The 26,484-nt window shown below is 63.3% G+C and carries 27 protein-coding genes; 5 read left to right on the top strand and 22 right to left on the bottom strand.

What is annotated here, in order from left to right; all coding sequences use genetic code 11:
- Positions 1 to 57: 57 nt before the first annotated feature.
- The 10 genes from LJ656_RS18360 to LJ656_RS18315 form a co-directional block, all read right to left on the bottom strand.
- On the bottom strand, positions 58 to 543 hold the full coding sequence (locus LJ656_RS18360) for a hypothetical protein (RefSeq protein WP_230510789.1): 486 nt from the start codon (positions 541 to 543) through the stop codon (positions 58 to 60).
- A complete protein-coding gene (locus tag LJ656_RS18355; RefSeq protein WP_230510788.1) occupies positions 540 to 833 on the bottom strand; it encodes a hypothetical protein in 294 nt (97 codons plus the stop codon). The genes LJ656_RS18360 and LJ656_RS18355 overlap by 4 nt, the downstream gene beginning before the upstream one ends.
- Before the next feature lie 280 nt (positions 834 to 1,113).
- Entirely contained in the window at positions 1,114 to 1,359 is a 246-nt protein-coding gene (locus tag LJ656_RS18350) for a tlde1 domain-containing protein (protein WP_329958882.1), read from the bottom strand.
- Between the two features lie 337 nt (positions 1,360 to 1,696).
- Positions 1,697 to 2,065 carry a cupin domain-containing protein gene (locus LJ656_RS18345; RefSeq protein WP_230510787.1) on the bottom strand — a complete coding sequence of 123 codons (369 nt, stop codon included), beginning with the start codon at positions 2,063 to 2,065 and terminating at the stop codon, positions 1,697 to 1,699.
- 35 nt (positions 2,066 to 2,100) lie between these two features.
- A complete protein-coding gene (locus LJ656_RS18340) occupies positions 2,101 to 2,949 on the bottom strand; it encodes an NAD(P)/FAD-dependent oxidoreductase (protein ID WP_230510786.1) in 849 nt (282 codons plus the stop codon).
- A 280-nt stretch (positions 2,950 to 3,229) separates the two neighbouring features.
- Positions 3,230 to 4,171, bottom strand: coding sequence for a helix-turn-helix domain-containing protein (locus LJ656_RS18335; RefSeq protein ID WP_230510785.1), 942 nt, complete (start codon positions 4,169 to 4,171; stop codon positions 3,230 to 3,232).
- A 55-nt stretch (positions 4,172 to 4,226) separates the two neighbouring features.
- Positions 4,227 to 5,732 (bottom strand): aldehyde dehydrogenase family protein, encoded by a 1,506-nt coding sequence (locus tag LJ656_RS18330; RefSeq protein WP_230510784.1) that lies wholly within the window; start codon positions 5,730 to 5,732, stop codon positions 4,227 to 4,229.
- A 176-nt stretch (positions 5,733 to 5,908) separates the two neighbouring features.
- On the bottom strand, positions 5,909 to 6,340 hold the full coding sequence (locus LJ656_RS18325) for a hypothetical protein (protein ID WP_230510783.1): 432 nt from the start codon (positions 6,338 to 6,340) through the stop codon (positions 5,909 to 5,911).
- Between the two features lie 100 nt (positions 6,341 to 6,440).
- Positions 6,441 to 7,838 carry an MFS transporter gene (locus tag LJ656_RS18320; RefSeq protein WP_230510782.1) on the bottom strand — a complete coding sequence of 466 codons (1,398 nt, stop codon included), beginning with the start codon at positions 7,836 to 7,838 and terminating at the stop codon, positions 6,441 to 6,443.
- A 124-nt stretch (positions 7,839 to 7,962) separates the two neighbouring features.
- The gene (locus tag LJ656_RS18315; protein WP_230510781.1) at positions 7,963 to 8,922 is read right to left on the bottom strand and encodes an MBL fold metallo-hydrolase; all 960 of its coding nucleotides are present in this window, start codon (positions 8,920 to 8,922) and stop codon (positions 7,963 to 7,965) included.
- A gap of 178 nt (positions 8,923 to 9,100) precedes the next feature.
- On the opposite strand from LJ656_RS18315, the gene LJ656_RS35110 reads away from it, so the two are divergent.
- Together LJ656_RS35110 and LJ656_RS35105 are read left to right on the top strand one after the other, a co-directional pair.
- A complete protein-coding gene (locus LJ656_RS35110; protein WP_425605957.1) occupies positions 9,101 to 9,916 on the top strand; it encodes an IclR family transcriptional regulator in 816 nt (271 codons plus the stop codon).
- Complete coding sequence (locus LJ656_RS35105; RefSeq protein WP_425605956.1) at positions 9,906 to 10,796, top strand: IclR family transcriptional regulator; 891 nt, start codon at positions 9,906 to 9,908, stop codon at positions 10,794 to 10,796. Before LJ656_RS35110 ends, LJ656_RS35105 begins: the two co-directional genes overlap by 11 nt.
- A 187-nt stretch (positions 10,797 to 10,983) precedes the next feature.
- On the opposite strand, the gene LJ656_RS18305 is transcribed toward LJ656_RS35105, so the two are convergent.
- The 6 genes from LJ656_RS18305 to LJ656_RS18280 all read right to left on the bottom strand — a co-directional run bounded on the left by LJ656_RS18305 (position 10,984) and on the right by LJ656_RS18280 (position 17,582).
- Positions 10,984 to 11,256: a DUF2783 domain-containing protein gene (locus tag LJ656_RS18305; RefSeq protein WP_230510780.1), complete on the bottom strand. Its 273-nt coding sequence runs from the start codon at positions 11,254 to 11,256 to the stop codon at positions 10,984 to 10,986.
- A 7-nt stretch (positions 11,257 to 11,263) separates the two neighbouring features.
- Positions 11,264 to 12,958: an FAD-dependent oxidoreductase gene (locus tag LJ656_RS18300; RefSeq protein ID WP_230510779.1), complete on the bottom strand. Its 1,695-nt coding sequence runs from the start codon at positions 12,956 to 12,958 to the stop codon at positions 11,264 to 11,266.
- Positions 12,959 to 13,336: 378 nt separating this feature from the next.
- Positions 13,337 to 14,920, bottom strand: a complete 1,584-nt coding sequence (gene guaA, locus LJ656_RS18295) for a glutamine-hydrolyzing GMP synthase (protein WP_230510778.1) — start codon at positions 14,918 to 14,920, stop codon at positions 13,337 to 13,339.
- A gap of 215 nt (positions 14,921 to 15,135) precedes the next feature.
- Entirely contained in the window at positions 15,136 to 15,897 is a 762-nt protein-coding gene (locus LJ656_RS18290; RefSeq protein ID WP_230510777.1) for a hypothetical protein, read from the bottom strand.
- A gap of 6 nt (positions 15,898 to 15,903) precedes the next feature.
- Positions 15,904 to 17,364, bottom strand: a complete 1,461-nt coding sequence (gene guaB, locus LJ656_RS18285) for an IMP dehydrogenase (protein ID WP_230510776.1) — start codon at positions 17,362 to 17,364, stop codon at positions 15,904 to 15,906.
- Between the two features lie 80 nt (positions 17,365 to 17,444).
- Entirely contained in the window at positions 17,445 to 17,582 is a 138-nt protein-coding gene (locus tag LJ656_RS18280; protein ID WP_230510775.1) for a hypothetical protein, read from the bottom strand.
- A 63-nt stretch (positions 17,583 to 17,645) separates the two neighbouring features.
- Here LJ656_RS18280 and LJ656_RS18275 point away from each other — a divergent pair, with 63 nt between their 5' ends.
- Positions 17,646 to 18,623 carry a DMT family transporter gene (locus tag LJ656_RS18275; protein WP_230510774.1) on the top strand — a complete coding sequence of 326 codons (978 nt, stop codon included), beginning with the start codon at positions 17,646 to 17,648 and terminating at the stop codon, positions 18,621 to 18,623.
- Between the two features lie 155 nt (positions 18,624 to 18,778).
- Here LJ656_RS18275 and LJ656_RS18270 read toward each other — a convergent pair whose 3' ends face one another.
- Positions 18,779 to 19,111: an RnfH family protein gene (locus LJ656_RS18270; RefSeq protein WP_230510773.1), complete on the bottom strand. Its 333-nt coding sequence runs from the start codon at positions 19,109 to 19,111 to the stop codon at positions 18,779 to 18,781.
- Positions 19,108 to 19,545: a type II toxin-antitoxin system RatA family toxin gene (locus tag LJ656_RS18265; protein WP_230510772.1), complete on the bottom strand. Its 438-nt coding sequence runs from the start codon at positions 19,543 to 19,545 to the stop codon at positions 19,108 to 19,110. Before LJ656_RS18265 ends, LJ656_RS18270 begins: the two co-directional genes overlap by 4 nt.
- A 100-nt stretch (positions 19,546 to 19,645) precedes the next feature.
- Here LJ656_RS18265 and smpB point away from each other — a divergent pair, with 100 nt between their 5' ends.
- Positions 19,646 to 20,092 carry an SsrA-binding protein SmpB gene (gene smpB, locus LJ656_RS18260; protein ID WP_013089686.1) on the top strand — a complete coding sequence of 149 codons (447 nt, stop codon included), beginning with the start codon at positions 19,646 to 19,648 and terminating at the stop codon, positions 20,090 to 20,092.
- 134 nt (positions 20,093 to 20,226) lie between these two features.
- On the opposite strand, the gene LJ656_RS18255 is transcribed toward smpB, so the two are convergent.
- The 3 genes from LJ656_RS18255 to ppsA all read right to left on the bottom strand — a co-directional run bounded on the left by LJ656_RS18255 (position 20,227) and on the right by ppsA (position 24,237).
- Positions 20,227 to 21,165 (bottom strand): SPFH domain-containing protein, encoded by a 939-nt coding sequence (locus LJ656_RS18255; protein ID WP_230510771.1) that lies wholly within the window; start codon positions 21,163 to 21,165, stop codon positions 20,227 to 20,229.
- Between the two features lie 66 nt (positions 21,166 to 21,231).
- The gene (locus LJ656_RS18250) at positions 21,232 to 21,672 is read right to left on the bottom strand and encodes an NfeD family protein (RefSeq protein ID WP_230510770.1); all 441 of its coding nucleotides are present in this window, start codon (positions 21,670 to 21,672) and stop codon (positions 21,232 to 21,234) included.
- Positions 21,673 to 21,834: 162 nt separating this feature from the next.
- Positions 21,835 to 24,237, bottom strand: a complete 2,403-nt coding sequence (ppsA, locus tag LJ656_RS18245; protein WP_230510769.1) for a phosphoenolpyruvate synthase — start codon at positions 24,235 to 24,237, stop codon at positions 21,835 to 21,837.
- A gap of 568 nt (positions 24,238 to 24,805) precedes the next feature.
- Here ppsA and ppsR point away from each other — a divergent pair.
- Positions 24,806 to 25,621 carry a posphoenolpyruvate synthetase regulatory kinase/phosphorylase PpsR gene (ppsR, locus tag LJ656_RS18240; RefSeq protein ID WP_230510768.1) on the top strand — a complete coding sequence of 272 codons (816 nt, stop codon included), beginning with the start codon at positions 24,806 to 24,808 and terminating at the stop codon, positions 25,619 to 25,621.
- A gap of 59 nt (positions 25,622 to 25,680) precedes the next feature.
- Here ppsR and LJ656_RS18235 read toward each other — a convergent pair whose 3' ends face one another.
- Complete coding sequence (locus LJ656_RS18235; RefSeq protein WP_230510767.1) at positions 25,681 to 26,478, bottom strand: TrmH family RNA methyltransferase; 798 nt, start codon at positions 26,476 to 26,478, stop codon at positions 25,681 to 25,683.
- Between the last annotated feature and the right edge of the window lie 6 nt (positions 26,479 to 26,484).

The following is a 26,484-nucleotide window of genomic DNA, read 5'->3' as shown; positions in this document are numbered from 1 at the left end:
GCAGGGCAGGCAGCGGCCCTCGGGCCGCTGCCTGCGAAGCGACGGTGCGTTTCTTCTTCATCGGCATATCCATGACCTTGGTCCTTCATGATATGCCCCGCCCACAAAATGACGGATAGGTCCGACGACCGCGACGTACACACAAACCAGCAAGACCGTTTGACCAATCGTCATTGCGGTAAACGCCCAGTCGTTCCGCTCGTCGATGCGAAGCCAACCCGAGACCAGCAGCCAGACAAATATCGCAACAATGAATTGACCAAACACCACGACGGCAAAGAGCGGATCGTCGGGGTCACGAATGCCGAGACGCCGCGACAGATAAAACCAGACAGCAATCGAAACGGCCAACTGAACGGTGACCATCGCGACGAAATACAGATCGTCCGGGTCCCGGATACCGAGCCAGCGCGACAACTTCCATAGAACGTGTACCTGGTAGTCTGGCATCGGGTCCGGATACGTGTGCACATAGCAGACTGCAAGAAAAAACAGACCGAGCAATAGCAAGGCCTTGAACTGCTTACGGGCGATTTTTTTCATTCACTCTGAACTGATGTGAGCTTTCTAGCCTGCCAACGCTGCCAAAGCCTCATGATTGTCCGGTACGCGACGATCGCGACGATCAGCTGGATAAACATCCATAGCGGAATATAGAGATCGTCTACGTCGTAGATGCCCAGTAGGTCAGCTGCGGCTACCCAATACAATAACTGGCTCCGCGGCATCATTACCGGGTACGTGTGAACATAGCGAATGGAAATCAGAAGCAAACCTATAAACAGGGCTACTTTCAATAACCGCTCGATCAATTCACGGGCAAATATCGCCATTCGCTGTTACCTCGATAATTCCGCCGGTCCCCTTTTGTCGGTCTTGCCATGCCGATACCGCCTCCACGCCTTGACTATTAACCGGTAGACAAAAACGGTAGCAATCAACTCGATAACGAGCATCGCTGGAATGAATACATCGTCGGGATCATGTCGACCAAACGCGTTTGCAACACGCAACCATGCGAGCGCCTGACTCTCCGGCATCGGCCATGGATACGTGTGGACATAGCGAACCGAGAGAACGAACAAGCCGGTAAACAAAGTGACTTTGAAGAGCCTACGGACAAGTGTCGCCATGCGCCATCACCTCAATCGTTCCATATGCAAGAAGACCCGTACTACCCACCTGAACAGTGCCGGTATGTAGAAGCGAACGCCGAATGGTTGAAAACTCGGCATAGTTCTCCACGGTGATGCAACCGATTGAAAGCCCGCGACCGCCCTTGGGATGCAACCGGAACTGCCCCCGCTTGACGCCGTTAAGCCAGTTCAAAGTGGCCGATTGTCGAGAAGATCTGTACATCCCCCTCGGTTTCGATACACGCCGTTACCCGAGTACGCATTGAACGTACCGATCCTGGGAAACGATAACGGCGCAAACTGCCCGCCGTTGACGACAAACGTTCCATGTAAAGCCATTTTTGGCCTCCCTGATAAGTATGGGAAGCCGACCATAGCGCGGCATGGCCCGGCGTGTCTTTCAGCCAATTCCTAAATGTCACCGTCAAGATTCGGACCGTCGCGACCAAGGTCGTTATGCGCCAGCCTCGAAATCGCGCCCTTCATAACGCAAAAATGCGCTGACAGAGTCCGCCAAGGACTCTGTCAGCGCATCTGCTGCTCTGCCGAAACTCGCCTACCTACGCAAACGCGAGGTAGTGTTTAACGACCTGATCCCCGGACACATCCCAAACCGTCGACGTGCCCTTCGTCACCAACCACGAATCCCCGGCCTGAAAAGTCCTCGTCTCGCCACTCGACTCATCGGTGATCCTCACCTCCCCGGTCACGATCGTTGCCTGCTCGTTGAACGGATAAACCAGTCTGAACCTGCCTTTCGACGCACCGAAATACCCTGCCGACGTGGCGTCGGTCGGCGCGCCGTGCGTCATCCGGCCGTACGCGAGGACGTCGCCGTCGCTCAGGATTTCACTGCCCAACGCACTCACGCTGCCCCACGCGTCGAGTTCGGAAATAGATGTACCCAACCTGATTGCAGTCACGCTCATAACAACACTCTCCAGATAAATAGCTCACGCCGAAATCATCGCCGTCCGTGCCAATAGCCGGTGCTCTGATGCATTACCTTGCCCAGCGTAACCAGCAGGTTGCGATACCGATCCTTGCCCTTGATCGTTGCGCGCGGAATCGAACTCACCAGCCGATACCGGTCCGACCCGCCCAGAATCCCCTCCGCGAGAATCTTGCAAATGATCTGGCTCGGCGTCACGCCGAAGCCCGAATACCCCTGCACGAAAAATGCATTCGGGCGATCCGCCAGCGGGCCGATCTGCGGAAACAGATTGAGCGTCGACGCCATCGGGCCACCCCACGCAAGATCGATCTTCACATCGCTCAGATACGGAAACACCTCGACCATCAAGCGCCGGTTCCACTCTTTCAGATCGTGCGGAATATGCTCGACCAGCGACGTCGATGAACCGAACAACAACCGGTTTTCATTGGTGACCCGGTAATAGTTGATCACCGGCCGGATATCGCTGTAGGCGCCGTGAATCGGACTGATGCGCCGGATCAATTCGTCGCTCAGCGGTTCGGTCATCGTGTTGTAGCCGAGCAGCGCGATCAGCGCGGCTGCGCCGCCCGCGGTGCCGCCGAGGCCGCGCGCGGTGAACGCATAAAAGCCGCCGGCGTTCGTCACGTGGCGCGCCATCGCGGTATAACCCGCCGCGAACAGCAGCAGAATCGCGACGGTGGCGACCAGCAACGCTGGCGTGCCCGCGCCATTGCCCAGCATGATGCCGATCGGAAGTCCGCCCGCGATTGCCACCAGCGGGCCGGCGGCCGAAATAACGAAGAAAACGATAAAGCCCAGCCCAAGCGCACCTTTGCGCAATTCGGTCGCGGGCGTGGGTTCCATAGCGACGCTCATGGGTTTCTCTCTCCAGATATAGCGACGTTGAAGCGACGTGGAGCGAGTCGCGGCGTCGTTCGCGGCTCACGAGCGACGCGTGGACCCGCGTTACTGGAGACTTTAGAAAGTCAAAATTGACTACCGGCAGCACAGATTGGCAATGCACGATTACGCCAGGGGTTTGCCCAGGGATGATTTCTTCGTTGTAAGCGGGTACGTGTATCGACGTAAATACGCGCAACGGCATGCGTGATGCGCGCCGCCATCGCACGGCAGAAAGCGGAACGTAACGGGTGCTTCAGAATTTGCGCGGCGTTTGCGACGGCAATTCGCCGAACAGGTCGCGATATTCGCGAGCGAAGTAACTCAGATGCGAGAAGCCATAACGCGCGGCTGCATCGCCGATCAGCAGTTCTTCCGCATTGCTCGAGCGCAGCAGACGGCGCACCGCGTTCAGGCGCATCGCCCGCAGATATTCGACCGGCGTGACGTTGGCGACGCGCTGGAAACTGGTCTGCAGGGTCCTGCGGCTGCAACGCAGCGCGCGGCACAGATCGAGCACGGTGACGGGCTCCAGCGTATGTTCGGCCGCGATGCGTTCGCACCGCCTGACGATGTCGCTATAGGTGGCGTGCGTGAGATCGCGCTGCGCCGCGCCGGTCGCGCTTTCCAGCAGACCGAGCAGCACGCTCAACAGTTCGTCCTGAAAGCGTTTGCTCGATACCGGATGGTCGAGCGCGGCCGGATTGGCTTCGGCCGCGTCGAGAAAAGGCGCGAGGCGAGTCTGGAGAATCCGCGCGGTGTCATTGCTGACCGGCAGTACATTGCGTTTCAGCTGGCGCGCGGCGTCCTCGCCGATTGTGATCGCGACCAGTTCGTTCATCTCGTCGACCGGCAGGCTCACGCCGACGTAATGCATCGCCTCCGGCGTGTAGAAACGGAATTCCTCGCACGGGCCGAGCAGCATCAACGCGAAACCGTCGACCCGCTGCCCCTGGAACGTACCGGTAAGCGGCGCGCACAGCGGCACCGCGATCGACGCGAAACCGGCCGGCGAAACACCGGCCTGAACGATGCGCCGGTTCGTCGATTCGCGGAAAAAATGAAATTCCGCGGAGGTTGCCTGCACCAGGCGGCTCTCGAAACGGCCCGGCGTCATCTGCCGATAGACCTGTTCCCAGCCGTTCACCGCGAGCGAATGGTCGTGCACATCGGCAAGCGAGCTGACTTTAAACTCCATCGCCTTCTCTCCTGAAGCCCGCCAATGTTATCCGAACAAAATCCGCGGCAAGCGCTCAATGCGCGATACAGACCGACTTCGTTTCGGTGAAACCTTCAACCGCGTATTTGCCGAATTCGCGGCCGATTCCCGATTGTTTGTAGCCGCCGAAAGGCATCGACGGATCGAGCGGCACGTGGCAATTGACCCAGACGGTGCCAGCGTCGATTCGCCCGATCAAATTCATCGCCGCGCGCAGATCGTTGGTCCACAAACTCGCGGCGAGTCCGTATGGCGAATCGTTCGCGAGCCTGAGCGCATCCCGGGTGTCGTCGAACGGCACGAGCGCGAGCACCGGGCCGAATACTTCGTCGCGAATGATGCTTGCACCGGCCGGCACGTCGGCGATGACCGTCGGCCGCACGTAATAGCCTGGCGCGTCGACCCGCGTCCCGCCGGCGAGAAAACGCAGCCCTTCGGCGCGCGCCCGCGCGATATGTTCTTCGACACGCGCGCGATGCTGCGCCGACACGAGCGGATTGATCTGCGCATGCGGATCGAGACCGGGGCCGAGCGTCATCGAGCGCGCGACATCGGCGAGACCGTCGGCGATCTGCCGGTACTTGCTGCGATGCACGTAGATGCGCGAAACGGCCGCGCACACTTGCCCCTGATTCAGGAAGCCGCCGGCGAGCGCGCCCTGCACCGCCTGATCGACGTCGACGTCCGCGAGCATCACGGCGGGATTCTTGCCGCCCAGTTCGAGCGAGAAGCGCGTCATGTTCTGCACGGCGGCCGTGCCGATCAGCTTGCCGGTCGGCGTGGAACCGGTGAACGAAATCTTCGCGATGTCGCGATGCGCGGCGAGCGCCGCGCCGCATTCGCGCCCACCGGTCACGACGTTGAATACGCCCGCCGGCACGCCCGCTTCTATCGCCAGTTCGGCGAGCCGCAATGCGGTGAGCGGCGTTTCCGGCGACGGCTTGATGACGATCGTGCAACCGGCCGCGAGCGCGGGAATCAGCTTCCACACCGCGATCATCAACGGAAAATTCCACGGCACGATGCCGGCGACCACGCCGACCGGCTCCTTGCGCGTGAACGCGGTGTAGCGCGCGCCCGGCGGAAACGGAATCGACACGTCGAGCGTTTCGCCGCCGAGCTTGGTCGCCCAGCCGGCCATGTAGCGCACGTATTCGACGCTCGCGCCGACCTCGATCGCGCGCGCGGTATTGATCGACTTGCCCTGATTCAGCGTTTCGAGTTGCGCAAGTTCTTCCGCGTGCGCTTCGAGCACGTCCGCGAGACGCAGTAGAATTCGCTCGCGCTCGGCGGGACGCAGCCCGCTCCACACGCGCTGCTCGAATGCCGCGCGAGCACTCGCTACCGCGCGCCCGACATCGCTCGCATCCGCGTCCGCCACGCTCGTCAGCACCTCGCCCGTCGACGGGTCGAACACATCGAGCCGCCGCGTCGAATGCGCGGCGCACGGCGCGCCGTCGATGAACAAACCGTGCTGCTGCGCGATGAACGCCCGCACGCGCGCATCGATGGCAATTTTCGTTTCACTGGTGATGGTCATGTTCGCTGTCTCATCTGACTGGAGTCATCGAACCGCTGCGCTGTGCGCGCACGGCTCCCGCGGATCACTTTATGAGTCGCGCCGGCCGCGCGTTAGCGCAAATCGGCAGCGACTCGCAATACGCGGGTAAACATCCGGTAGAGCAGGTGTCGGAAGCGGTCGATGCGCGGATCGGCTTACTCACGCTCGAACACGCAACGCTCGAACGACTGCTCGTTGCGAAACAGCCGCTCGGGCATCAACATCGCCTCGGCGGCGTTGACCATCATTAGCATCGCGAAGCGTTCGCCGCCGGCATGCGCGACGATCGCGAAGCTACGCGGGTCACAACCGTGGTTAAAGCGCGGATCGCTGGCGACGATATCCTCGTCGTCGTGCAGGCCCTTGCAGCGCGCGCCGTCGACGATGTTCCAGCTTTGCGGCAAGCGCAGCAGCACATCGGAGACATCCTCTTCACGCGAGATCACGGTCGCGCACGCGTGCGCGCGGCGTTGGAACCAGCCGCGCTCCAAGGCCGGCACGACCGGCGCCGCGGCGAGCGCGAACAGCAACATGCCGGCGTCGGCCTGATCGCGATTCAGGCTGGCGGCGGGAAACGAATCGATCATGCCGGTAGCTCCTCCAGACGCAAGCGCAACGATGCGGCTCACGGACAAGCAAGCTTAGGCGCGATGCGCGCGCAGGCGCTAGCACGGATCGGCGACGGCGCTAATCCGGCCCGTGCGGCGGCTTTATCAGCGCGCCGCGCGCGGCTCGCGGCTCGCGGCTGACGCCCAGCATCAACGCGACGCCGCTCATTACCAGCAGTGCAGCGAGCAGATAGAACGCGAGATCCATGCTGCCGGTCGTCGTGCGAATCTGCCCGATCACCCACGGACTGACGATCCCGCTGGTGATGCCGATACTGCTGATCAGTGCAATTCCCGCGGCGGCGGTATGGCCCGCCAGATAGCTCGGCGGCACCGCCCAGAAGATCGGCAGCGCGGCGAAGATCAGCACTGCCGCAATCGACAGGATCCCCAGCATCGCCGCAAGGCTGCTCAGATGCAGCGTCAGCGCCGCCAACGCCAAACCGCCGGCAATCGTGCAGAACGCGAAGTGCTTGCGACGCTCGCCCATCCGGTCGGAATGCCGCGCGATCAGCATCAACCCGACCGCGCCGATTGCATTCGGAATCACCGTGTAGAGACTCACCAGCATCACGTCGCTCACGCCGAAGTCGCGGATCATCAGCGGCATCCAGAAATTCAGCGTCAACGCCGCGCAGGTCAGCGAGAAATAGATGAACGCGAACAGATAGACGCGCGGATCGCCGAGCGCCGTCGCGAGACTGCGCAGACCGTGCGCGCTGTGCGCGCTGTGCGCGCTGTTTGCGTGCGTGCCGCTCTTGCCCGCGTGGTCCGCCGCGCACAATTCGATCAGCCGGGCCTTTTCCGCCGCGTCGAGCCACTTCGCGTCCTGCGGCCGGTCGGTCAGATAGAAGAACGCGACGAACGCGAGCAATACCGCAGGCAGGCCCTCGATCGCGAACATCCACTGCCAGCCGTACAGACCCATCACACCGGCCATGTCGCGCATGATCCAGCCCGACACCAGACCGCCGAGCACGCCGGCGACCGCGACGCCGGCGAAGAAAATCGACATCACCGCGGCACGCCGGTTGGCCGGAAACCAGTAGGTCAGATACAGCACGATGCCCGGAAAGAAGCCCGCCTCGAACACGCCGAGCAGGAAGCGCAATACGTAGAAATGCGAAGGTTTCGACACGAACATCATGCAGACCGACGCGATCCCCCACAGCAGCATGATTCGCGTGAAGGTCTTGCGCGCGCCGAATTTCGCCAATAGCAGGTTGCTCGGCACTTCACACAGCACGTAGCCGACATAGAAAACCGCGGCGCCGAGACCGTACATCGCATCGCTGAAGCCGAGGTCGTGCTTCATCTGCAACTGCGCGAAGCCGATGTTGATGCGATCCAGAAAGGACACCACATAACAGACGAACAGGAACGGGATGATCCGCCAGCCGACCTTCGCGAAGATCTGCTGGTCGTCGGCCGGCGCATAGGACGCGCGCGCCACGCCGAATTCGAGGCTCTTTTGCATCTTCTGTCTCCATGGCGCCGCCCGTCTGTCGGCGGATCGCTCGTATTGAGGCGTCTTGCGCGCCCTCTTCGCTATCGATGAACAAAGGTCCCACGCGGGACCTTTGCCGCGGTCGCGACTACCTTCAGTCCTGCAGCGCGGTCCACATGTCCTTGTCGCGCTGCGCGGTCCAGATGCGCGGATGCGTGAGGCCGCTCGCTTCGTCGTACGCGCGCGACACGTCGAACGGCAGACAGTGTTCGTAGATGAATACGTGACCGAACTTCGGGTCCATCGATTTGCGGGCCAGCGCCATCGCGCCTTTCAGATCGAGCTTTTCGGCGACCGCGTCGCGGCCGGCCTGCAATAGCGTCGTGACGAAATCCTTCGTGTAGTCGAGGCCCTTGTTCACCTCGGCCGGCGACAGCAGCGCGGGGCCGCGCCCCGGCACCAGTTTTTCCGCGTTCAGGGCGCGCAGCGCTTCGAGTGTCGCGGGCCACTGTTCGAGTTGCGCGTCACCGCAATAGCAGGCCGCGTCGTACTCGACCAGGTCGCCGGAAAACAGCACCTTCTGCGACGGCAGCCACACGACCGTGTCGCCCTTGGTGTGGCCGGCGCCGAGATGCGCGATTCGTACTTCGAGCTTGCCGAGAAACAGCGTGATTTCCTTTTCGAACACTAGCGTCGGCCACGTCAGGCCCGGCACCGTTTCGACGCCGGCAAACAGGCGCGGAAAGCGCTCGATCTCCGACTTCATGTCCTGCTCGCCGCGCTCGACGATCATTTCGTAAGTGCCGCGACTCGCGATGATCTGCTGCGCGCCCTCGGCGAAATACGCGGACGCGCCGAGCACGCGCACCGCGTGGTAGTGCGACAGCACCACGTATTTGATCGGTTTGTCGGTGACGCTGCGGATCTTCGCGATCAGGTCCTGCGCCATTGCCGGCGTCGCGGTCGTGTCGACGATCAGCACGCCGTCGTCGCCGACGATCACGCCCGAGTTCGGATCGCCCTCGGCGGTGTACGCGTACGCGTTCTCCGATAGCTGGGTCCACGTGATCTTCTTTTCTTCGAGGTCTGCCTGCGATGCGAATGCTTTTGCCATGTAGTTGTCTCCTGTGGATCTGCGGGGGATGACGCATGGTCGCTTTGCGGTTTATATTTGTCAATAGCAAATATGCTTGCCATAGTTAAAAAACGGGAAAACCCTCGTAACAGGCCGCGATGGCACAATGCGCAGGAACGGGCGCGCACGCGCGCGCCGGCACGAGCGGACCTCTCAATTGAAAGAAACAAGCGAAAAAACGCAGCGTGGGATTCAGAGCGTCGAAGTCGCGGGACGCATTCTCGAAGCGCTCGCGCGGCGCCGCGAGCCGGTCGCGCTGAGCGAACTGGCCGGCGCCGCCGAACTGTCGACCGCGCAGGCGCATACCTATCTGGTCAGCCTGAACAAGCTCGGTCTCGTCAAGCGCGATGCGCTGAGCGGCTACTACGAACCGGGCCCGCTGTCGCTGCGCCTGGGGATGATGGGCGTCGAGCAGCAGCCGGCTTACCGGATCGCGACGCCGTACGCGACGCAACTGGCCGAACGGATCGGCTTCAGCGTCGCGCTCTGCGTAAGCGGCCCGCAGGGACCGACGATCGTGCGCTACGAGCGCGGTGGCTCGCCGCTGCATGTGAACCTGCACGTCGGCACCGTGATGTCGCTGCGGACCACCGCGACCGGCCGCGTCTTCAGCGCGTTCCTCGATCCGGCCGAACTGGCCGCGACGATGGAGCGCCAGGGACTGACTCCCCCTCACGTCGGCGTCGACGAATCGCCGTTTGGGGGCTACGAGCCGGCGCAATGGCAGGCTCAGCTCGACGACACCCGGCGCCGCGGGATCGCGCGCAACGTCGACATGCCGAGCCCCGGCATCAGCGCAATGAGCGTGCCGGTGCTCGACGCTAACCGGCGCCCGTTGCTCGCGCTGACCGTGATCGGGCCGTCGGGCACGATGGACGTCGGCTGGAACGGCGCGATCGCGCGCGAACTGCGCGAACTCGCTCAACGCATCGCGCAAGCCCTGCCTGACCGGAGCCTCACTCATGCAAGCTGATACCGCACGTTCGAACCAGAACCCAAGCAGTGCAAACGACGCCGCGAGCACCGTCGAAGCCAAAGCGCAGCGCGGAATCAACGCGCTCGACAGCACTGGCGAACTGTTGATGGCGCTCGCCTCGGCCGGTCAGCCGCTCAGCCTGCGCGACCTCGCGGCGGCCGCCGGCATGCCGCCTGCGAAGGCGTTTCCGCATCTGGTGAGCCTGCAGAAGATCGGCCTGCTGGCGCGTGGCGACGATGGCTGTTTCGCGAGCGGCCCGCTCAGTTTCGAACTGGGTTTGATCGCATTGCAACGTCTGTCGCCGACGCGCGATGCCGAGCCGGAAATCGCATCGCTCGCGGTGTCGACCGGGATGTCGGTCGCGGCCGCGACGCTCGGACCGCTCGGGCCGACGGTGATCCGGCTCGAAGAATCGACGCGGCCGCAGCACGTGAGTCTGCGCGTCGGTACCGTGATGTCGTTGGTCAATACCGCGATCGGCCGCGTGTTCGCCGCGCATCTGCCGGAAGACGAGCTGGAAGGTTTGCTCGTGCAGGAGCCGATCCGGCTCGCCGGGGAGGTAGCGAAAAGCGCGGCGAAAACCGCGACTAAAGCGACGCCCAAGGCGACGCTTTCACCCGACTACCGCGCGCGCCTCGCGCGCGTGCGCGCGAGCGGCATCGACGACGCGTTCGATACGCCGGTGCCCGGCATCGGCACGCTGGCCGCGCCGGTGTTCGATCACACGCGCAGCATCCGGCTGGTGATCGCGGTGATCGGGCCGTCGAGCGGGTTCGATCGCAGTCCGAATGGTGCGATCGGGCGCGCGCTGCTCGAAGCGACGCGGCGGTTGTCGTGGCGCTTCGGGTTGTTTGGGGAAGGCTCCGTGGAGGCTTGAGGGAAGCTTGAGGGCGGGTCGAGCGGCCTCGTCTTATACCCTTGCCTCATGCCCTTGCCACATGCAGTCTTCTCACACGTTCGCGTCCGGCTGCCGGCCCGGTTCCGCGGCGGCGAACGCATCGTGCGTCATCGCGTGATCGGCGATACGCGCTCTGAAACCGCTCGCCGCCGTCGCGCAGCAGATTTCATACGGTTTCCTGAACAGGCACCGATTGCGCAATGGCGTTCGGCGCGCTCGACCCGTCAGCCGCTTGCGCGCCGCCGCCAAGGCCCGTGCGTGCTTTCGCAAGCGCCTCGCGGATCACGTCGATATCGCCGACATGATTTGCCAGCAACAGCACGAGCTTCGCGTTCAGCGCGTGACTGTCGGCGTCGCTTAGTCCGTTGTGCGTATCGATCAGATGCTCGTAGAACGCATCCATGTCTGCAATGTTGGGTTCGAGATTCAGATGGCTCATCGTGAGTTCAACCGTTCAGGGTGACGTTGCAGGTTGCGCGCTCGACGGCCGCGCGGACAGAAGTCGGATCGAGTGCACGCCAGCGCGCACACACGTGCTGATCGGGACGCAGCAGATAAAACGTGCCGGCGCGCGCATCGAAGCGCTGCTGGACCACGCCAGCCACGTCCTCGACGATCGTCATGCCGGCGTGCGGCGACAGCGTCGCGCCGGCGGGGACGACCACCAGCACGCGGACCGGAATCGGCTCACGCGCGAGCGCGGCACACTGCGCGGCGATTGCGTCGAGGTTCTCGTCAGGGCCGCAAAAATAGAGGCCAGTGAAATCGCCGCCGTCGGTGTGCCTGAGCAGCCACGCCGACTTGCCGTCGCTCGCCACCGGCGCATCGGCGCAGACCGCGCCGGGCACCATCGCGCTCGCAAACGCATCGCCGGCCCGGTCCAGCGTGTTCAGCGCGGAGCCCGACAGCACCGCGGGCACCGACAGCCTGCCGCTGTTGACGATGCGCCGCGCAAACGGGCAGTCTTTCGCGAGCTTTAGTGTCGCGTCGCGGAACAGCCGCGATACCGCGCTCTTCGGTGTGATGAAGTCGGTCGCGCGGGTCGAGTTCCGGATGTTTTCGTCGGCCGCGTACTCGCGCTCGGATGCATAGGTGTCGAGCAGCGCGTCGGGCGCCGCGCCGTTCGTGACCAGACGCAGCTTCCACACCAGATTGTCCGCGTCCTGCACGCCGCTATTTGCGCCGCGCGCGCCGAACGGCGACACGCCATGCGCGGAATCGCCGGCGAACAGCACCCGGCCGTGACGGAACGAATCCATCCGCAAGCATGAGAACGTGTAGACGCTGACCCACTCGAGTTCGAACTCGACGTCCTCGCCGAGCAGCGCCTTGACGCGCGGAATGACACGCTCGGGCGCTTTTTCGGCGACCGGGTCGGCGTCCCAGCCGAGCTGGAAATCGATGCGCCAGACGTTATCGGGCTGCCGATGCAACAGCACCGACTGATTGCGATGAAACGGCGGATCGAACCAGAACCAGCGCTCGGTCGGAAACGGCGCCTTCATCTTCACGTCGGCGATCAGGAAGCGGTCCTTGAACGTGCGGCCGCGACTGTCGAGGCCGAGCATGTTGCGCATTGCGCTGCGCGCGCCGTCGGCCGCGACCACGTATTGCGCGCGCAGCGGATAGGTTCCGTCGGGAGTGTCGATCAGCAGTTCGACGTGCTCGTCGTATTGGGTTAGCCCGGCGACGCAGCTTTTCCAGCGCATCTGCAGATGTTCGAGCTGCATCGCGCGTTCGGCGAGATACCCTTCCACGTAATACTGCTGCAGGTTGATGAAGGCCGGCCGCGCGTGGCCTGTTTCGGGCAGCAGGTTGAACGTGTAGATCAGTTCGTCCTGCAGAAAGACTTTGCCGACGTTCCAGCTGACACCCTTCTCGACCATCCGGTCGCCGCAACCGAGCCGGTCGAAGATTTCGAGCGTGCGCTTCGCGAAGCAGATCGCGCGCGAGCCGCTCGATAGCGTGTCGTCGTTGTCCACCAGCACCACGTCGACGCCCTGCTGCGCGAGATCGATCGCAGCGGTAAGGCCGACAGGGCCGGCGCCTACCACGACGACGGGCAACACCGCTTGGGCGGGAGCGTCGTGCTCAGCGGCTCGGACGTAGTCGAAGCGCAGTTTCTGGTAGTCGACCGGCATGATGTCTCCTGAATCTGTAATTAATCTATAGCAAATTATGTTGCTATTTGCGAATTAAGGAGATTCTAGATTGCAGGAGGCGGTGGGCGGCATTTGTGTTTACCCTGAGTTTGGGGGTGAGGTGACAAAAGCGTCGGTGGGAAGCTGACAGCCGATCGAGCGCTGGGATCGACCCCAGAGGCGCGGCGGCTGGACAGACAGGCTGCGCAGTAAGCAGCCGGGATGGAGCAATGCAGGGCTTATCCAGCTGAAGGCAAAAGGGGCTGAGGGGCAACTTCCCACAGCCATAAAAAAAGCCCGCGAAAATCGCGGGCTTCTGGACTGCTACGGCTTAATTACGATCAGCAAATCTTGCAAGATGACGCGCCAGAACGGCGCTCACTCCCACTCAATCGTCGCCGGCGGCTTGCCCGAGATGTCATAAACAACCCGGTTAATCCCGCGCACTTCATTAATGATCCGGTTCGACACATGCCCCAGCAGCTCATGCGGCAGATGCGCCCAATGCGCGGTCATGAAGTCGAGCGTCTGCACCGCGCGCAGCGCGACCACGTACTCATAAGTACGCCCATCGCCCATCACGCCGACGCTCTTCACCGGCAGAAACACCGCGAATGCCTGGCTCGTCAGGTCGTACCACGACTTGCCGGTTTCCTTGTCGATCGTGGTGCGCAGCGTCTCGATGAAGATCGCGTCCGCGCGGCGCAGCAGGTCCGCGAAATCGCGCTTCACTTCGCCGAGAATCCGCACGCCCAGACCCGGGCCCGGGAACGGGTGGCGATACACCATCGAGTGCGGCAGACCGAGCTTCACGCCCAGTTCGCGCACTTCGTCCTTGAATAGCTCGCGCAGCGGCTCGAGCAGCTTCAGGTTCAGCGTCTCCGGCAAGCCGCCGACGTTGTGGTGGCTCTTGATCGTCTGCGCGGCCTTCTTGCCCTTGCCCGCCGATTCGATCACGTCCGGATAGATCGTGCCCTGCGCGAGCCACTTCGCGTCGGTCAGCTTGCCCGCTTCGGCCTGGAACACTTCGACGAACTCCGCGCCGATGATCTTGCGCTTCGCTTCCGGGTCGGTCACGCCGGCCAGCTTGCCGAGGAACGCCTCGCTGGCGTCGACGTGGATCACTTTCACGCCGAGGTGGTCGGCGAACAGCGTCATCACCTGCTCGGCTTCGTTCAGACGCAGCAGACCGTGGTCGACGAACACGCAGGTCAGCTGATCGCCGATCGCGCGATGCAGCAGCGCCGCCGCCACCGACGAATCCACGCCGCCCGACAGCCCGAGAATCACCTGCTCGTTGCCGACCTGCTCGCGAATCTTCGCGACGGCTTCATCGATGTAGTGGCCCATTTCCCAGTCGGCCTTCGCGCCGCAGATCTGCAGCACGAAGCGTTCGAGCATCGCGCGGCCCTGCACGGTGTGGGTCACTTCCGGGTGCCATTGCAGGCCGTAGAAACGGCGCTGTTCGTCGGCCATCGCGGCGATCGGGCACGATTCCGTCGATGCCATCAGCGCGAAGCCCGGCGGCATTTCCAGCACCTTGTCGCCGTGGCTCATCCACACCTTCAGCATGCCGTGGCCTTCGGCCGTGGTGAAGTCGCTAATGCCTTCGAGCAGGCTCGTGTGGTTGCGCGCGCGCACTTCGGCGTAGCCGAATTCGCGCAGATGGCCGATGTCGACCTTGCCTCCCAGTTGCTGGGCCATCGCCTGCATCCCGTAGCAGATGCCGAGCACCGGCACGCCGAGTTCGAACACCGCTTGCGGCACGCGCGGCGTGTCTTCTTCAGTGACCGAGCTCGGGCCGCCGGACAGGATCACGCCCTTCGGCGCGAACTCGCGGATGAACGCCGCGTCGACGTCGTACGGATGGATTTCCGAATACACGTTGGCTTCGCGAACGCGACGTGCAATCAGTTGGGTGACTTGCGAACCGAAGTCGAGAATCAGGATCTTGTCATGCATGGCAGCGGACGGAATCAAAAGTGAGCGGATACGGAATGCCGCGCACGAGGCGCGGCGTTGAATTCAAAACGGTCCACGCGGCGCCCGATACAGCGCGGCGCGGACCTGAAACAGCACGATAAAGCGCACGAAGAGGGATAACACCGCGGCGCGCCGTCTGCGGCACGCGCAACCCCAACCCGGAAGCTTCGGTAAGCGGCGTGGCGCGCGACGCGTCAGCCATGAAACGGCGGCCGGGGCGCGTCGTTGTGAGCATCGCCGGAAGCAGCCGCGGCGCGCTCGGTACCGCCCGAGACCGGATGAAGCGGCGTGGTGGAAGCGACAGAGGCGCTGCCGGGCGTCGCGGAAGCAGCGGCAGCCGGATTGACCGGCCGCGTGACCGGCACCACGGGTTCGGGCGCCGGCTCGGCGTGATAGACCGGAAAGCCCGCGGTGACCTGCGGCTCGCGCACACCGTCGGGTTCGACCCGACGCCCGACTTCGCGTTGCCGCACGGCATCTTTGTCCGCCTGCTTCTGCGCCTCCTTGGCGGCCTTCTTATCGGCCTTGCCGGAGGATTTGCCGGCGACGATACCCTTCTCGCGCCGCCGCACCGCGCCCGCCAGCCTGACGCCGCCGAGCCCGACGACCACCAGCACGACCGCGGCCAGCACCGTCACCAGTTGCCCGTAGCTGGGCAGCGGCGGCGTGCGCAGACCGAGCAGCCACGCGAGCATCAGTACGCCGGTCAGCCAGTGCACGTGCCCGACGACCTTCGCGACCTTCGAGGTCAACGCGCCGTCGAACGATGCATGCACCGCCAGCCACGCGAGCCCGATCAGCGCGACGCCGAACGCCTGGCCGACCAGCGCCGGCTGCGTCTGCACCAGATGCAGCCCGTCGTACAGCGAAGTCCACGGCGTCAGCACAAACAGCAGGCCGAACGCCGTCAGCAACAACGCATCCAGGATCAGTACAACGCGCAGCAGCGGCTTCATCGGCGTTTAGTCCACGTGGTAGTTGGGCGCTTCCTTGGTGATCTGCACATCGTGCACGTGCGACTCGCGCAGGCCCGCGCCGGTGATCTGCACGAACTCCGCCTTCTCGTTCATCTCGGCGATCGTGCGGCAGCCGCAGTAGCCCATGCTCGCACGCACGCCGCCGATCAGCTGGAACAGGATCGCGTTGACCGAACCCTTGTACGCGACGCGGCCTTCGATGCCTTCCGGCACCAGCTTGTCGATGTTCGCCGAGTTGTCCTGGAAGTAGCGGTCCGCGGCGCCGTCCTTCATCGCGCCCACCGAGCCCATGCCACGGTACGACTTGTACTGGCGGCCCTGGTACAGGAACACTTCGCCCGGCGCTTCTTCGGTGCCTGCGAACATGCTGCCCATCATGACCGCGCTCGCGCCAGCGGCGAGCGCCTTGCTGACGTCGCCCGAGAAGCGCACGCCGCCGTCGGCGATCACCGGCACGCCGGTGCCGCGCAGTGCTTCGGAGACGTTGGAAATGGCGGTGACCTGCGGCACGCCAACACCGGCGACGATCCGCGTCGTGCAGATCGAGCCCGGGCCGATACCGACCTTCACGCCGTCCGCGCCGTATTCGACCAGCGCCTTGGCCGCGGCGGCGGTAGCGATGTTGCCTCCGATCACTTCGACGTGCGGGAAGTTCTGCTTGACCCACTTGACGCGTTCGAGCACGCCCTTGCTGTGGCCGTGCGCGGTATCGACGACGATCACGTCGACGCCCGCCTGCACCAGCAGCTCGACGCGTTCTTCGTTGTCCGCGCCGACGCCGACTGCCGCGCCCGCGCGCAGCTTGCCGTGCTCGTCCTTACAGGCGTCCGGGTGCTCGGTCTGCTTGGTGATGTCCTTGACGGTCATCAGGCCGCGCAGTTCGAACGCGTCGTTGACGACCAGCACGCGCTCGAGGCGGTGGCTGTGCATCAGCGCCTTCGCTTCGGCCAGCGGCGTGCCTTCCTTGACGGTGACGAGGCGCTCGCGCTGGGTCATGATGTTGCGCACCGGCTCGTCCAGACGCTCTTCGAAGCGCAGGTCGCGGTTCGTCACGATACCGACGAGTTGCGCACCCTCGACGACCGGGAAGCCCGAAATGCCATGCTGGCGCGACAGCGCGATCACGTCGCGCACTTTCATCTGCGGCGGCACCGTGATCGGATCGCGCACGACGCCCGACTCGAAGCGCTTGACCTTGGCGACTTCGCGCGCCTGCTCGGCCGGCGTGAGGTTCTTGTGAACGATACCCACGCCGCCCATTTGCGCCATGGCGATCGCCAGACGTGCTTCGGTCACCGTGTCCATCGCGGCGGACACGAGCGGCATATTCAGGGAAATGTTGCGGGTCAGCCGGGTCTTGAGGCTGGTGTCGCGCGGCAGAACATCGGAGAAGGCCGGGACGAGGAGCACGTCATCGAACGTGAGTGCTGTTTGGATCAGACGCATGGCAAATCCTATAGGCGCAAAAGCGAATTATACGCGATACCTCCCCGGTTTTCACTGCGCGAACAGCAGCTTAGCGAATTTCAGGTCATTTTTTTCCGCTTGGCAAGGCCGCCGATTTCGCTTGCCTGTTCGCCCCGGGTTCGATCGGGTTTCGTTTGCGCGTTCGCCCACACCCGCCCGTAAAACGCCTCCTTGTGCATGAATGCAGGATCGAACAAGACGACCACCCACCAAAACCGCTATTCTGCCGACCATTCCAGTTTTCGAGTCAGGAGCAGTCGATGCAGCGCGGTGTGGCATATGGGGTAATGGCCGGGGCCTTGTGGGGCATGGTGTTTCTGGTGCCGCGGGTGCTGCCGGACTTCTCTGCGCTGCTGCTCAGCGCCGGGCGCTACTCCATGTACGGCATCGTCGCGCTGGTCGCCGCGCTGCCGGTCGCCCGCTCGCTGCTCAAGCGCCTGACCCGCGGGGACCTGGTCGCGCTGGTCAAGCTCGCGCTGGCCGGCAACATCGTCTATTACCTGCTGCTGACGGCCGCCGTGCACCTGATCGGGATCGCGCCGGCATCGCTGATCGTCGGCGTGTTGCCGGTCACGGTCACGCTGGTCGGCCGGCGCGATCACGGCGCGGTGCCGCTCGCGCGCCTCGCGTGGCCGCTCGCCATCGTGATGGCCGGCATCGTGTGCATCAATATCGACGTTTTCACCGAAACGGGCGCGACGCCGGTGAGCGTCGCGACGCGGCTCGTCGGCGTCGCCTGCGCGGTCGGCGCGTTGATCTGCTGGACCTGGTTCGCGGTCGAAAACGCGCGCTATCTGCAGCGGCAGACCCATTTCAGCGGCAATGAGTGGTCGGTGCTGTGGGGCGTGGTCACCGGCGCGCTGGGCGGCGCGATGTGGCTCGTGATCGCGCTGCTGCCGCCCGGCGGCCCGCAAGGGGAATTCGCGGACGCGCGCTGGCACACGTTCTGGCTGCTCAATCTGGCGCTCGCGATCGGCGCGTCGTGGCTCGGCAACGGGCTGTGGAACGCCGCGTCGAAGCGGCTGCCGCTGACGCTGTCCGGTCAGATGATCGTGTTCGAAACGCTGTTCGCGTTGCTGTATGCGTTTATTTACGACCAGCGCCTGCCGCGGCCGCTGGAATTCGCGGCGATCCTGCTGTTGGTGGCGGGGGTTTGCTGGTCGGTGCGCCAGCATTCGGACGACGATGCGTCGGGCGCCGCGCGTGTGGACGACAACGCGCAGGTTTCAGCGCCTTGACAGGAAGGCCGGACAAGCGCCGCTTCAGGTTGAGCGGCGTTCCGGCTTGTGGGCTTGACGGACCTGACAGGCTTGATGGCTCCCGGGCAGCGACCGCCAGCAACCACCCTCAGCAGCAACGGTCAACCGCCCTTGCCTGCGCCCCGCCAGGTCGTCTAACGCGAATCCTTGTTCAACCAGCGGCGCCCTTCGATCGACCCCGCCTTGCGGGTCTTCTCGACGCGGCGCTGCCTCGACAGCTTCGGATCCACCAGCAGCGGCCGGTAGATTTCGACCCGGTCGTGATCGGCGAGCACCGTATCGAGCGGCTTGAACTTGCCGAACACGCCGACCTTCTGCGTAGCCAGATCGATCGACGGAAAGCGCTGCAAAATCCCGCTCGCATCGAGCGCCTGCTGCAACGTCGCGCCCACCGGCAACCCGACCGGGATCAGCGTCTGCACATCGGCCAATGCATAGACGACTTCAACCGACAGACGCGCGCTCATGCTTTGCCATAGCGCTGATCGGCGCGCTTCACGAAGGATTCGACGAAGGTGTTGGCGATGTGATTGAACACCGGCCCGATGATCTTCTCCAGCAGGATGTTGGTGAATTCGTAGTGGAGCGCGAATTCGATCTTGCAGGCATCGGCGCGCAGCGGCGTGAAGCGCCAGAAGCCGGTGAACTTGCGAAACGGACCGTCGGCGAATTCCATATCGATCCTGGTAGGCCGCTCCATCGAGTTGCGTGTCGCGAAGTGCTGCTTGATGCCCTTGAAGTTGATATCGATCTTCGCTTCCATGCCTTTTTCGTCCTGGCGGCGAATTTCGACGCCTCCGCACCAGGGCAGGAAATTGGGGTAATCGGCGACATCGGTGACGAGGTCGAACATCTGCTCCGCCGAATGACGGATCAACACGGTTTTCTGGACATCTGCCATAAATTGAACAGCGCGTGGCAAGGGTGGGCAAGCGCCGCGGGCTTTCCTTGCACCGCTTTGCTAAAATCGTGATTTTAAACGAGTTGGGCGCTTTCCATTCATGAGCATCATCGACAACAGAAAAGCCTTTTACGACTACTCGGTCGAGGAGCGCTATGAGGCAGGCCTCGTGCTCGAAGGATGGGAGGTCAAGGCATTGCGCGCGGGGCGCGGCCAGATCAAGGAAGGCTACGTGGTGATCCGCAACGGCGAACTGTTCCTGATCGGCACGCATATCAGCCCGCTGCCTGAGGCATCCACCCACATCCATCCCGACCCGGTGCGCACGCGCAAGCTGCTGCTGCACAGCGAGGAAATCAGCAAACTGATCGGCAAGGTCGAGCAGCGCGGCTATACGCTGGTGCCGCTGAATTTCCACTACAAGAACGGCCGCGTCAAATGCGAGATCGGCCTCGCGAAGGGCAAGAAGATGCACGACAAGCGCGAGACCGAGAAGAAGCGCGACTGGGAGCGCGAGAAGGCGCGCCTGATGCGTTCGCCGACCTGATCGTCGAGCGCGAGCCGCGCTTGCGGCTCGGGCCAGCTTCGATCCGCCAATAAAAATGGCCCGCACGATGAAGTGCGGGCCATTTGCTTTTGTGCAAAAGTTCGGCGTGGGCTCGCCACGCGTGATTAGCGAACTTAGCTTCGAATAACGTCGCCGCCGGACTTGCCCTTGTTCACGATCGTCAGCGCCGACGCGATCATCGAGCTCATATTCGACATATCGCCCGGCACGATCAGCGTGGTGCCCTGCTTCGCCAGATTCGAGAACGCATTCACGTATTGTTCGGCCACCTTCAGGTTGACCGCGTCCATCCCGCCGTTCGACTGGATCGCCGCCGCGATCTTCTGAATCGCCTGCGCGTTCGCTTCGGCGACGGCCAGAATCGCCGCCGCTTCGCCCTGCGCCTGATTGATCGCCGCCTGGCGCTCGCCTTCGGACTTCTGGATCGCCGCCTCGCGGCCACCCGACGCGATATTGATCTGCTCCTGCTTGCGCCCTTCCGATGCCGCGATCAGCGCGCGCTTTTCGCGCTCGGCGGTAATCTGCGCCTGCATGGCGTGGAGGATTTCCTTCGGCGGCGTCAGGTCCTTGATCTCGTAGCGCAGCACCTTGACGCCCCAGTTCGCTGCAGCTTCATCGAGCGCGGAGACGATGCTGTGGTTGATGAAATCGCGCTCCTCGAAGGTGCGGTCGAGTTCGAGTTTGCCGATCACCGAGCGCAGCGTGGTCTGCGACAGCTGTGTGATCGCGAACACGAAGTTGCTCGAACCGTACGAGGCCTTCATCGGATCGGTGACCTGAAAGTACAGCACGCCGTCGACCTGAAGCTGCGTGTTGTCGCGCGTGATACAGACCTGGCTCGGCACTTCCAGCGGAATTTCCTTCAGCACGTGCTTGTACGCGATCCGGTCGACGAACGGAAACGCAAAGCTCAAACCCGGCGTCAGCGTCGCGTGATAACGGCCGAGTCGCTCGAGCACCCACGCATGCTGTTGCGGCACGATCTTGATGGTCTGCGACGCGAGCACGATCACGACGATCAGCAGCACTGCCGCGACGATGGTTGAATCCATATGACTGCCCTCCGGTCCACGTGTGGAATTGTTGTGCGCAGGTTGCGCGACCTGCGTGATTCGAGTTCAGGCTGGCGAGCTTCGGCTCGCGACGACCACCAGAGAACTGCCGCGCAATTCCCTGATTTCGTAGCTTTGCGCGTCTTCGGGTTCGCCGTCGGCGAGCTCGACGTCCCACGCGGCGCCGCGATAGATCACGCGCGCCTTGCGCGCTTGCCAGGCCGGCACGCTGAGCGTCTGGCCGATATCCATATTGACGTCCGGGTTGCGCGACGCATGTTCGCGCTTGCGCCGTCCAAAGCGCGAGCGCCGCAGCAGCACGACCGCCGCCAGCGCGACCACCGCGGCGACCGCGAACTGCATATCCGCATTCGCGCCGGCAATATGCGCGAGCGCGGCCGCAACGAAGCCGATCGCGATCATCAACAGATAGAAGGTGCCGCTGGTCAACTCCAGCACGACCAGCACACCCGCCCCGATCCACCAGAACAGCCCACCAGGCGCCACGTCGACCTCCACAAAGCAAAACACCCCGGATCTACCGGGGTGTTTATAGCACGAAGCGAACGCGCATTTGACGGGTGTCGCGGCAGGCGTCGCCGGGTTTAACAATCAACGCGCCTGCCGTTATGCATGCCGCCTGAAAAGCGGCATGCACGACTTCGTCAATTACTGTTTCGACTTGGCCAACTGCTGCCACGTCTCGACGATCGTGTCGGGGTTCAGCGAGATCGACTTGATGCCTTCGTCGGTCAGCCATTGCGCGAAGTCCGGATGATCGGACGGGCCCTGACCGCAGATGCCCACGTATTTGTCGAGGCGCAGGCAGGTTTCGATCGCACGCTTGAGCAGGAACTTGACCGCCGCGTCGCGCTCGTCGAAGTCGACCGCGAGCAGTTCCATACCGGAGTCGCGATCGAGGCCGAGCGTGAGCTGCGTGAGGTCGTTCGAGCCGATCGAGAAGCCGTCGAAGTACTGCAGGAACTCTTCGGCGAGGATCGCGTTCGACGGCACTTCGCACATCATGATCAGACGCAGGCCCTTCTCGCCGCGCTTCAGGCCGAACTTGCCGAGCAACTCGACCACGCGTTGCGCCTGCTTCAGCGTACGCACGAACGGCACCATGATCTCGACGTTGTCCAGACCCATCTCTTCCCGCACCTTCTTCAGCGCGACGCATTCCATCTGGAACGCCTCGGCGAAGTCTTCCGCGATATAGCGCGATGCGCCGCGGAAGCCGAGCATCGGGTTTTCCTCGTCCGGCTCGTAGCGCGAACCGCCGATCAGCTTCTTGTACTCGTTCGACTTGAAGTCCGACATACGCACGATTACGGGCTTCGGATAGAACGCCGCTGCGATCGTCGCGATGCCTTCGGTCAGCTTGTCGACGTAGAACGCGCGCGGCGACGCGTGACCGCGCGCGACGCTTTCGACCGCCTTCTTCAGGTCCTGATCGACGTTCGGGTACTCAAGAATCGCCTTCGGGTGCACGCCGATGTTGTTGTTGATGATGAACTCGAGACGCGCGAGACCGACACCTGCATTTGGCAGTTGCGAGAAGTCGAACGCGAGCTGCGGATTGCCGACGTTCATCATGATCTTGACCGGAATCGGCGGCAGTTCGCCGCGCTGCACTTCGGTGATTTCGGTTTCGAGCAGACCGTCGTAGATCTTGCCTTCGTCGCCTTCCGCGCACGACACGGTGACGAGCGCGCCATCCTTCAGCACGTCGGTCGCGTCGCCGCAGCCGACCACCGCCGGCACGCCGAGCTCACGCGCGATGATCGCCGCGTGGCAGGTGCGCCCGCCGCGGTTCGTGACGATCGCCGATGCGCGCTTCATCACCGGCTCCCAGTTCGGGTCGGTCATGTCGGCGACCAGCACGTCGCCCGGCTGCACGCGGTCCATTTCCGACGGATCGTGGATCACGCGCACCGGACCCGCGCCGATCTTCTGGCCGATTGCACGGCCGGTGGTCAGCACGTTCGACTGGCCCTTCAGCTTGAAGCGCTGTTCGGCCTTGCCGCCGCCCTGGCTCTTCACGGTTTCCGGGCGCGCCTGCAGGATGAAGATCTTGCCGTCGCGGCCGTCCTTACCCCACTCGATGTCCATCGGACGCTGGTAGTGCTTCTCGATGATGACCGCGTACTTCGCCAGTTCGATCACGTCTTCGTCGGTGATCGAGAAGCGGTTGCGCTGCTCGTGCGGGACGTCGACGGTCTTCACCCGGCCCGGCTCGCCCGGCTTGGTGAACTCCATCTTGATCAGCTTCGAGCCGATCGAGCGACGGATGATCGGGTACTTGCCTTGCGCGAGCGTGGTCTTGAAGACGTAGAACTCGTCCGGATTCACCGCCCCCTGCACGACGGTTTCACCGAGGCCGTAGCTCGACGTGATGAAGACCGCGTCCTTGAAACCCGATTCGGTGTCGAGCGTGAACATCACGCCGGCGGCGCCGACGTCCGAGCGCACCATGCGTTGCACACCGGCCGACAACGCGACTTCAGCATGCGTGAAGCCCTTGTGGACGCGATAGGAGATAGCGCGGTCGTTATAAAGCGACGCGAACACGTGCTTCATGCGATCGAGCACGTCGTCGATGCCGACCACGTTCAGATAGCTTTCCTGCTGACCGGCGAACGATGCATCCGGCAGGTCTTCCGCGGTCGCGGACGAGCGCACGGCAAACGACAGCTCTTCGGGCGAGCTGTTTTGCAGCGTGGCGAAACCCGCGCGAATGTCAGCCTCGAGCTGCGGCTGCAGCGGCGCGTCGACGATCCATTGACGGATCTCCTTGCCCGCTTCGGCGAGTGCCTTCACGTCGTCGACGTCGAGCGTCTCGAGACGTTTGGCGATGCGTTCGGTCAGATTGTTGTGCTGCAGGAAGTCGCGGAAAGCGAGCGCCGTGGTGGCGAAACCGGTCGGCACGCGCACGCCGGCTTCGGCGAGCTGGCTGATCATCTCGCCCAACGACGCGTTCTTGCCGCCGACGATTTCCACGTCGGTCATCCGCAACTGCTCGAACGGAACTACATACGCCTTGTCCTTTGCGACGGTAACTGCGTTAGTCATACAAGCCCCTAAGTGTGAAAGAAATTCACGGCTGTGCAAGTGGGCTTGAACACGGGCAGCCCATTGGAAGCTCGACCCCGTGTCTTGCACAACCTGTTAGATAAGCAATCGCGGTGGCATTCAACGTGCACGCCGGGCGCGGTGCCGACGCGCCGGCGGTGCGCCGGAGAAGAATGCGATTGGGCGAATTTGCCGCTCGATCCATCGTGTTCGGCTCAAGTTGACGGCCGATAGCATGATGTTGAACGTTCGTTCACGGCGAGTTAGCCGCCAATCGCCTGCAATTGCTTATCCAACAGGTTGCCGCTATTCTACCGTGCCGACTCCTGAAATGTGGCAGTCGGACGAGAATTGCGCCTCGATGCGCGCCCCACCCAGCCAGCGGGCTTTTGCGCGGCATGAAGGCCCGGGGTGCGAACGTGGCGCTTGCTCACGGCGCGCTGCGTCGACGCCGCCCGTCTCCGGTCAGCCGCCGGAACGCGGCAGCGCCGCAGCGCTAATAGATTCGAGCGCGCCGCGCGTCGTTTTGGTCGACGCGCAAACTGCGCTCACGTTCCCAGCTCCACTGATGCCGCCCACCGTATTTATCGTCTCTGACGGTACCGGGATTACTGCCGAAACCTTCGCGCATTCGATCCTCTCCCAGTTCGACCAGAAATTCCGCCTGGTTCGCGTGCCTTTTGTCGATTCGACCGAAAAGGCCTATGTCACGCTGGAAAAAATCAACGAGTCGGTCATCCAGGACGGCCGTCGGCCGATCGTCTTTACGACGCTCGTCGATAGCGCGTCGAATCAGATCGTCAAGGGCTCGAATGCGCTTGTGCTCGACATGTTTCAGACCTTCGTCGAGCCGCTGGAGCAGGAGCTCGAACTGAAGTCGAGCCACGCGATGGGCCGCGGTCACCAGAACGCGGACACCGAGGAGTACAAGAACCGGATCGAGGCGATCAATTTCTCGCTCGCGCACGACGACGGCCAGTCGAACCGCAACCTGGCCGACGCGGACGTGATCCTCGTCGGCGTATCGCGCAGCGGCAAGACGCCGACCAGCCTCTACCTGGCGATGCAATACGGCGTGAAGGCGGCGAACTATCCGCTGATTCCGGAAGACTTCGAACGCGGCAAGCTGCCGACACCGCTGCTCGAGCACCGGCAGAAGATGTTCGGATTGTCGATCGATCCGCAGCGTTTGTCGGAGATCCGTAACGAGCGGCGTCCGGGCAGCAAGTATGCGGCGCTGGAAAACTGCCGCTACGAGATCAACGAAGCCGAGACGATGATGCGGCGCGAGGGGATCAAGTGGCTGTCGTCGACCCACAAGTCGATCGAAGAAATCGCGACGACCATCCTGCAGGAAGTCAAGCTGGACCGGCCGTCGTATTGAGCGGCGCCTGACTGTGATGCGTTGCGCGGCCGGAAACAATGGCGCGCAACGCTATTTGCTTACTTCGGGCTGCTGGCTCCAGCGCGCTGCTGCCGGCACTGCTCGAACACGCAGACCGCCGCCGCGGCCGCCACGTTCAGCGATTCCATCCCGCCCGGCTGCGGGATCGTCACCCGCAACGACACCGCGTCGCGCCAGATCTGCGACACCCCCGCCCCTTCGTTGCCGAACACCCACGCGAGCGGTCCGCTCAGGTCGCAGTCGTAGATCGCCTCGGCGCCGTGCGAATCGGTGATCACGACCGGCACCGCCAGACGTTCGAGCAACGTACTCGCTTCGACGTCCTCATGAATCTGCAACAGGAAATGCGCGCCCATCCCCGAGCGCAGCACCTTCGACGACCACCCATACGCGGTGCCCGGCGCGCAGAACACATGCTCGATGCCGGCGGCGGCCGCGCTGCGCAAAATCGAACCGACGTTGCCCGCATCCTGCACACCGTCGAGCACGAGACAGTTTTGGGTGATCCGCTCCGGCAAGGGCGCGTCGAGCTTCTCGACCAGCAGCACGATGCCGACCCCGTGCACGACGTTCGATAGCTGACCGAACAATGCATCGGGCAGCGTCACGAGCCGGTGTTCGTCGATGCGCGACACGATCGCCTGCGCTTCGTCGTGACGCAGCGCGCCTTCGGTGACGACGCACAACTCGGGCTGACCGGCGACGTCCAGATACGCGCTCGCCAGATGGAAGCCTTCGAGCAGCGCATGGCCGCTGCGGCGCTGTTGATGCGTCGAACCGGCCAGTGCCTTCAGGCGCTTGTAGAGCGGATTGTCCCGCGAGGTGATGGCTTTCACAGGCAG

Origin of the sequence: Paraburkholderia sejongensis (assembly GCF_020880815.1) — a bacterium.
Lineage (GTDB): Bacteria > Pseudomonadota > Gammaproteobacteria > Burkholderiales > Burkholderiaceae > Paraburkholderia > Paraburkholderia sejongensis.
This window is presented reverse-complemented; position numbering and strand designations above follow the sequence as displayed.

Coding starts and splice junctions, on each gene's coding strand:
- guaB (WP_230510776.1), bottom strand. CDS start 17,364: ATGCGTCTGATCCAAACAGCACTCACGTTCGATGACGTGCTCCTCGTC.
- LJ656_RS18300 (WP_230510779.1), bottom strand. CDS start 12,958: ATGCCGGTCGACTACCAGAAACTGCGCTTCGACTACGTCCGAGCCGCT.
- LJ656_RS18335 (WP_230510785.1), bottom strand. CDS start 4,171: ATGGAGTTTAAAGTCAGCTCGCTTGCCGATGTGCACGACCATTCGCTC.
- LJ656_RS18345 (WP_230510787.1), bottom strand. CDS start 2,065: ATGAGCGTGACTGCAATCAGGTTGGGTACATCTATTTCCGAACTCGAC.
- LJ656_RS18350 (WP_329958882.1), bottom strand. CDS start 1,359: ATGTACAGATCTTCTCGACAATCGGCCACTTTGAACTGGCTTAACGGC.
- LJ656_RS18265 (WP_230510772.1), bottom strand. CDS start 19,545: ATGGCAGATGTCCAGAAAACCGTGTTGATCCGTCATTCGGCGGAGCAG.
- LJ656_RS18325 (WP_230510783.1), bottom strand. CDS start 6,340: ATGATCGATTCGTTTCCCGCCGCCAGCCTGAATCGCGATCAGGCCGAC.
- LJ656_RS18355 (WP_230510788.1), bottom strand. CDS start 833: ATGGCGATATTTGCCCGTGAATTGATCGAGCGGTTATTGAAAGTAGCC.
- LJ656_RS18360 (WP_230510789.1), bottom strand. CDS start 543: ATGAAAAAAATCGCCCGTAAGCAGTTCAAGGCCTTGCTATTGCTCGGT.
- LJ656_RS18315 (WP_230510781.1), bottom strand. CDS start 8,922: ATGGCAAAAGCATTCGCATCGCAGGCAGACCTCGAAGAAAAGAAGATC.
- guaA (WP_230510778.1), bottom strand. CDS start 14,920: ATGCATGACAAGATCCTGATTCTCGACTTCGGTTCGCAAGTCACCCAA.
- smpB (WP_013089686.1), top strand. CDS start 19,646: ATGAGCATCATCGACAACAGAAAAGCCTTTTACGACTACTCGGTCGAG.
- LJ656_RS18275 (WP_230510774.1), top strand. CDS start 17,646: ATGCAGCGCGGTGTGGCATATGGGGTAATGGCCGGGGCCTTGTGGGGC.
- LJ656_RS18320 (WP_230510782.1), bottom strand. CDS start 7,838: ATGCAAAAGAGCCTCGAATTCGGCGTGGCGCGCGCGTCCTATGCGCCG.
- LJ656_RS35105 (WP_425605956.1), top strand. CDS start 9,906: ATGCAAGCTGATACCGCACGTTCGAACCAGAACCCAAGCAGTGCAAAC.
- ppsA (WP_230510769.1), bottom strand. CDS start 24,237: ATGACTAACGCAGTTACCGTCGCAAAGGACAAGGCGTATGTAGTTCCG.
- LJ656_RS18270 (WP_230510773.1), bottom strand. CDS start 19,111: ATGAGCGCGCGTCTGTCGGTTGAAGTCGTCTATGCATTGGCCGATGTG.
- LJ656_RS18340 (WP_230510786.1), bottom strand. CDS start 2,949: ATGAGCGTCGCTATGGAACCCACGCCCGCGACCGAATTGCGCAAAGGT.
- LJ656_RS18290 (WP_230510777.1), bottom strand. CDS start 15,897: ATGAAGCCGCTGCTGCGCGTTGTACTGATCCTGGATGCGTTGTTGCTG.
- LJ656_RS18255 (WP_230510771.1), bottom strand. CDS start 21,165: ATGGATTCAACCATCGTCGCGGCAGTGCTGCTGATCGTCGTGATCGTG.
- LJ656_RS18305 (WP_230510780.1), bottom strand. CDS start 11,256: ATGAGCCATCTGAATCTCGAACCCAACATTGCAGACATGGATGCGTTC.
- LJ656_RS18330 (WP_230510784.1), bottom strand. CDS start 5,732: ATGACCATCACCAGTGAAACGAAAATTGCCATCGATGCGCGCGTGCGG.
- ppsR (WP_230510768.1), top strand. CDS start 24,806: ATGCCGCCCACCGTATTTATCGTCTCTGACGGTACCGGGATTACTGCC.